Annotated in this window: 6 protein-coding genes; 4 read left to right on the forward strand and 2 right to left on the reverse strand. The window is 62.2% G+C overall.

All coding sequences use genetic code 11. The annotated features are described in order from the left end of the window. Window positions 1-170 precede the first annotated feature (170 nt). The 4 genes from DC522_RS32325 to DC522_RS32340 all read left to right on the forward strand — a co-directional run bounded on the left by DC522_RS32325 (window position 171) and on the right by DC522_RS32340 (window position 3,597). Window positions 171-986 carry an RNA polymerase sigma factor gene (locus DC522_RS32325; RefSeq protein WP_245444730.1) on the forward strand — a complete coding sequence of 272 codons (816 nt, stop codon included), beginning with the start codon at window positions 171-173 and terminating at the stop codon, window positions 984-986. A gap of 26 nt (window positions 987-1,012) precedes the next feature. Next, window positions 1,013-1,891 carry a ferritin-like domain-containing protein gene (locus DC522_RS32330; RefSeq protein WP_116532527.1) on the forward strand — a complete coding sequence of 293 codons (879 nt, stop codon included), beginning with the start codon at window positions 1,013-1,015 and terminating at the stop codon, window positions 1,889-1,891. Window positions 1,892-1,971: 80 nt separating this feature from the next. After that, complete coding sequence (locus tag DC522_RS32335) at window positions 1,972-2,328, forward strand: twin-arginine translocation signal domain-containing protein (protein ID WP_116532524.1); 357 nt, start codon at window positions 1,972-1,974, stop codon at window positions 2,326-2,328. Between the two features lie 690 nt (window positions 2,329-3,018). Beyond that, window positions 3,019-3,597, forward strand: coding sequence for a L,D-transpeptidase (locus DC522_RS32340; RefSeq protein WP_205769898.1), 579 nt, complete (start codon window positions 3,019-3,021; stop codon window positions 3,595-3,597). Between the two features lie 110 nt (window positions 3,598-3,707). Here DC522_RS32340 and DC522_RS32345 read toward each other — a convergent pair whose 3' ends face one another. Continuing rightward, window positions 3,708-5,045, reverse strand: a complete 1,338-nt coding sequence (locus tag DC522_RS32345; protein WP_165820423.1) for a sorbosone dehydrogenase family protein — start codon at window positions 5,043-5,045, stop codon at window positions 3,708-3,710. 158 nt (window positions 5,046-5,203) lie between these two features. Then, on the reverse strand, window positions 5,204-5,418 hold a 215-nt coding region (locus DC522_RS35580), incomplete at its 5' end, for a hypothetical protein (RefSeq protein WP_205769899.1).

Below are 5,418 nucleotides of genomic sequence, written 5' to 3' on the forward strand. Positions count from 1 at the left end.
GAGGGTCACACCGCATTCCGTCCGCACACCACCCCATTGGATCATCAAAGCGTGCCAATCAGCCTGTTTCCACACAGGCTCGAGCGGTAAGCGGACCAAAGCGCTATGTCTGAGAAGTGCCATTTTAGGACCTTCGCTGCGATTCCTGCCAAGGTGGACTCTCAAGGGAGATGGTTCTCAGCCGCTGCCTACGGCAACTCCGTGTACATGACGCGCGATTCCGGGAACCTTTTTCTCCGGGCCTCTGTCTAATGGACATGCCTGAGCAACCCACCTCTGAGCTGGCGTTGTCCAGAGTGGTCGATGCCGAACTCGTGCGTCTCGCGCGTGAGGGGAGTGCGTCCGCGCTGCGCCTGATCGTTCGACGTCACAATCAGCGGCTCTATCGCGTCGCACGGGCGATCGTCCGGGATGACGCTGAAGCCGAGGACGTGATGCAGGAGGCCTATCTGAGCGCGTTCCGACATCTCGCGAAATTCCGTGCGGATGCGAGCCTTGCAACATGGCTGACGCGCATCGTCGTCAACAAGGCGGTTGGCCATCTTCGACGAGAGCGCATCATGGTTCCGTTGGACGCGGTTGACAAAGTCGAGTGGCCGGATGCCGATGCCATGCCGCACCACGCGTCCGAGCTCGATCCGGAGCGGACCGCCGCGCGGAGCCAGGTTCGCGACCTGCTGGAGCGCGCGATCGACAACCTGCCTGAGCCGTTCCGTGTGGTGTTCGTCATGCGCATGGTCGAACAGCTCAGCATTAAGGAAACAGCCTGCTCGCTCGGCATTCCCGAAGAGACGGTGAAAACGCGCCTCCACCGCGCCAGGAAGCTCATGCGCGACCAGCTTCAAGCAAAGCTCGCCTCAGCCCTCACCGACACCTTTCCCTTTCAAGACCCCCGCTGCGCAGACTTCACCGATGCACTGCTGGCTCGGCTCGCCGAAGGGAGCGAGCCGGCAAGCCCGGGCACGCAGGCATCACTGAAGCAGTGACCGTCCACGACACCATGGAGGAGACCATGACCAGCGTATATATCTCAAAGCTCTCACGCCGCGAGTCGCTGCAAACCCTTGCTGCCGCAGGCCTATGTGCCACCGCGGGGCTGCATTGGCCGACCTCCGCACTCGCTCAGGCGGCTTCCCCGTCAGACCTCAAGGATGAGGACATCTTCCAGTTCGCCCTCAATCTCGAATACATGGAGGCCGAGTATTACCTGCGCGCGACCACTGGCAAGGGCATCGACGCAGCCGATCTCGGCTCCGATCCGGGCCAGGTCAAGGGCGGCCGCAAGGTGCGCTTCCAGGATAAGGCAGTGCGCGAATTCGCCGACGAGCTCGCGGAGAACGAGCTCGCCCATGTACGCTTCTACCGCAAGACTCTGGGCAGCCGCGCGATAGACCGCCCCGCGATTGACTTAGAGGACGGCTTCGCGGCCGTCGCCAAGGCGGCCGGCCTGCCGGAGTTCGATCCGTTTGCCAATGACATGAACTTCCTGCTTGGCGGCATGCTGTTCGAGGATGTCGGTGTGACCGGCTATGCCGGTGCGGCGCCCCTGCTCCAGAAAAAAGAGTTCGTCGAAGCGGCCGCCGCCATTCTGGCGGTCGAGGCCTATCACATGGGTATGGCCCGCTCGCAGCTCTACCAGATGGGCGAGAAGGCCCGGAAGGCAGCGAATGCCGTATCGGCCGCCAGGGACAAGCTCGACGGTCCCGCGGATAAGGATCAGGGCATTGAGCGCAATGGCAAGGCAAACCTCGTCCCCGCGACACCGGACGGCATGGTCTTTCGCCGGACGCCGCAGGAGGTGCTCCGCATCGTCTACCTGACCGACAAGGCTGGGGTGGACAGCGGCGGCTTCTATCCCAAGGGCATGAACGGAACACTTAAGAGCACCTAGACGCTCGATCGAGGCAGGCGGCGCGCGAGCGCGTCACCTCTGCCAGTGGGGGCTTTGGCTACTTTTGAGGGAGGTTTACGATGCCTGAGAAGCGAAATCGCGTCACGTTGATTGGTCCGGACGGCCCTGTCTTTTCCCGCCGCGCGCTCCTGCGGGGCACCCTGCTCGGCGCGGCCGCGGCTGGCACCGGCACGCTCTCTGCCTGCATGCCCATGGTGCCGCCGCAAGCGGCCGCACCTGCGCCAGCAGCACCCCCCATGGTGGCACGCGGACTGCCCCGGAACGTGCCCAAAGCGGTTGCGCGCTACCAGGACCGCCCGAACCGCGGCCAGCGCTGCGGGCGGTGCATGCACTTCCTTGAGCCGGATGGCTGCGAGATCGTGACCGGCCGGATCAGTCCGCAGGGCTGGTGCCGCTACTACGAGGCCATGGCCTAACTTGCGGGAGCGAGTGCTGCCATTGACCAAGGGCCGACCCGCCGGAAGCAACCCTCCGGTGGGCCGGAGGATCGAGGCCGGGACAGGAAATTGGGCGAGATGAGAACACGGTACTCGTGCTGTAAGGGCCACTCCGATCCGTGAGAGGATCGGCAATGCGGCGCGCTGGTGGCACGGTACCTGCCTCGGCCATCCTGTCTCCCACCCCATTCCTCTTCTGCAACGTATGGGCTTACGCGCCTGGATGATGGACAATGGATGCGCGACTCGCCTTTACGATGGCAAAGGTCCGCAGCGGGTCGAACCAGGAAATCCGCTGCCCTTCATGAACGTCCGGTGCTCCCTTCTTGAGCAGACATTCAGGTTACTTCAGTTTCGTGCCATTCTTGGACTCTTGAGAATTCATAACATCTGCGCCGATTGCAGGACAAAAGGGTAAATTGCAACGGCCCTAGAGCATCGTGCGGAACCGAAGGTCCGCGTCAGCGAAAAGTGGATCCGGTTTTCTTCTTTCAACGATGCGCCGCTTATAAAAGAGAGCATCGGATCAATCCCAAAAGTGCAAATCCACTTTTCACGTCCGATGCTTTGAGGCGATCCTTACCCTCCTGAGGCACTCCAGATTTGCGAGGAACAGAAGGCCAGGTATCAGGCGTTGAAGCTGTGCCATTCCACGCGAGGGAGGTCCGCATGATCCGCTCCGTGTTCACTGTCGTGGCGTTTACGTGCAGTGTGGCGTTCATGGGCTCCGCCGAGGCGCAAACTGTCGCCTCCCTTGGTAGAGAGCCTGCCAGCTTCTTTGAGCGCCTGTTTGGCGGGCCGATCTCCCCGACCGCTCGGCGGCTGGTCTCTTGGTCCGGCACCCATCGGCCCGGTACGATCGTCATCTCCACCAGTCAGCGTCGGCTCTATTTCGTGCTCGGCAACGGGCAGGCCATTCAATACGGTGTTGGTGTTGGGCGCCCAGGCTTCACCTGGGCGGGGATCAAGACTGTCAGCATGAAACGGGAATGGCCCGACTGGAGCCCTCCGGCCGCGATGCTGCGGCGGCGCCCTGATCTGCCGCGTTATATGCCCGGCGGTCTGGGCAACCCGCTGGGCGCCCGGGCGCTTTACCTCGGCTCCTCCATGTACCGGATTCACGGTTCCAATGAGCCGGAGACCATCGGCTATGCCGTCTCATCCGGGTGCATCCGCATGACCAATGCTGACATCATCGACCTCTACAACCGAACCCGGATTGGCACAAAGGTCGTGGTGTTGCGCTGACGTGCGCCGGGAATGTGAGGGCGAGCCGTGATGCTCTGAGGAGGCCTGCGCGAGGCGAAAACAAATCGCCTCATGCCTGCCTATCAAGATGGCACTCATCGCCGGTAGCATTACGGCTGGGGCGTGATGGCTCCCGTTGCCTCCCGATCGGTTTTGGGTGTCACCCGCCAGATTGTGCCGCCCGTGTCATCGACCACAAACAGGGCGCCGTCAGGCGCAAGCGCAACATCCGCCGGACGGCCCCACACCAGGGCCCGATCCTCCCCTTCCGTCCAGAAGCCGGTCATGAAGTTGTCGTACCAGCCGACAGGACGGCCTTGTTCGAACTTCACCCGCACCACTTTGTAGCCGGTCGGCTTTGACCGATTCCAGGAACCCTTGAGCGCCACGATCGCATCTCCGCGATAGGCCGGTGGTACACGCTCACCGGTGAGGAATACAAAATCCATGGCAGAGGAGTGGGCCTCAAACAGCAGATCCGGGGCGATTGAGACTGCGACTTTCTCAGGCGCCATAGCCGCAAATCCGGGCTGAGGGTGCTGTCCCGTGTAGGCATAGGGCCAGCCATAGAAGCCCCCCTCCTGCACTCGGATCAGGTAATCGGGGACCAGTTGGTCGCCAAAGCCGTCGCGCTCCTGCACGGTGGCCCAGAGCTCGCCCGTCTCTGGATGGAAGGCCAACCCGACGGGATTGCGCACGCCGGATGCGATCGTCGTCTGATCCTTGCCGTCGGCCGAAAATCTCTGGATCGTCGCCTTGGGCTCCGGCTCGACACCAAGGTTCCCGGCGGACCCCACACCCACATAGAGCCGGCCGTCCGGCCCGACCTCAAGATCGCGGTTGGCATGGCCTTGCACAATACCGAACACCCCCTTTTCAGTGATGAGCTTCTGCCCATCCATCACGGGGTCGGGCTTGCGCTGCTCGAGCGGCACATCGGCGGCGCGCCGGAGTGGACCTCCCTGGCTGCGGATAGCCCCATCCTGATAAGCCAAGCGCCAGATGCCATCCTGATCCGCCACCAGCAGCTCATCGGGCCGGTGTGCAATGCCGTTGGGCTTGTTGAAACCAGCCGCAAAGCGTTCGATCCACTCGGCCCGTCCGTCCCGGTCTGCATCCCGAAGGATGAAGATGGTGCCTGAACCCTGGCTTACGACGGCCAGATCGCCGTTGGGGAGCACAAGCGCTTGGCGAGGATTGTCGAGCTTGTCGGCGAAGAGCGACACCTCAAAGGCATCTGGCACGGCAGGCGCACGGTTCTCCCGCTCCGCAATCAGCGGCGGGTTGCGCACGATCGGGCCTTCGAGAGGCTTGGGTAATTGATCGGCTTTGACCTCGAAGCGCTGGCCAATGGCTTGATCGGATCCAGGCGCGGAGGGTTGCACCTGAGCCAGGGCAGGAGCGGACAAGATCAGGCATGACATGAAGGCAAGAGGAGCGTGGCGCATGTGGGTCCTCCCGGTTAGGACTACCATGGGAAAACAGTATGACCGGCTCTGTTCCAGTACTGGTCGCCCAGCCACATCACAAACTGGTGCCTGCCGGAGAGTGGGGCCTGCCTGTCCCCTAAAAAGTTTGCTTCTTCCATCGGTGCGGAATGGTGCTGCTACAGCCTCGGACGTGAAAAGCGGATTTGCACTTTTGGGACCCATCCGATGCTTTCTCCTTGAATGAGAGCATCGTTGAGAGCGGCAAACCGGATCCACTTTTCGCTGACGCGGACCTGCGGTTCTGCACGATGCGCTAGGTGTTCAGTCCCGGCATGTGGTGGATTGGATTGAGCCTGAAGCGTTTTGGCTCGGCTGTCCAGATCTTGCAGAT

Source organism: Microvirga sp. KLBC 81, from assembly GCF_003075415.1.
Lineage (GTDB): Bacteria > Pseudomonadota > Alphaproteobacteria > Rhizobiales > Beijerinckiaceae > Microvirga.

Excerpts from the sequence above, each read along its gene's own strand:
- DC522_RS32325 (WP_245444730.1), top strand. The coding sequence starts at position 171 with ATGGTTCTCAGCCGCTGCCTACGGCAACTCCGTGTACATGACGCGCGA.
- DC522_RS32330 (WP_116532527.1), top strand. The coding sequence starts at position 1,013 with ATGACCAGCGTATATATCTCAAAGCTCTCACGCCGCGAGTCGCTGCAA.
- DC522_RS32335 (WP_116532524.1), top strand. The coding sequence starts at position 1,972 with ATGCCTGAGAAGCGAAATCGCGTCACGTTGATTGGTCCGGACGGCCCT.
- DC522_RS32340 (WP_205769898.1), top strand. The coding sequence starts at position 3,019 with ATGATCCGCTCCGTGTTCACTGTCGTGGCGTTTACGTGCAGTGTGGCG.
- DC522_RS32345 (WP_165820423.1), bottom strand. The coding sequence starts at position 5,045 with ATGCGCCACGCTCCTCTTGCCTTCATGTCATGCCTGATCTTGTCCGCT.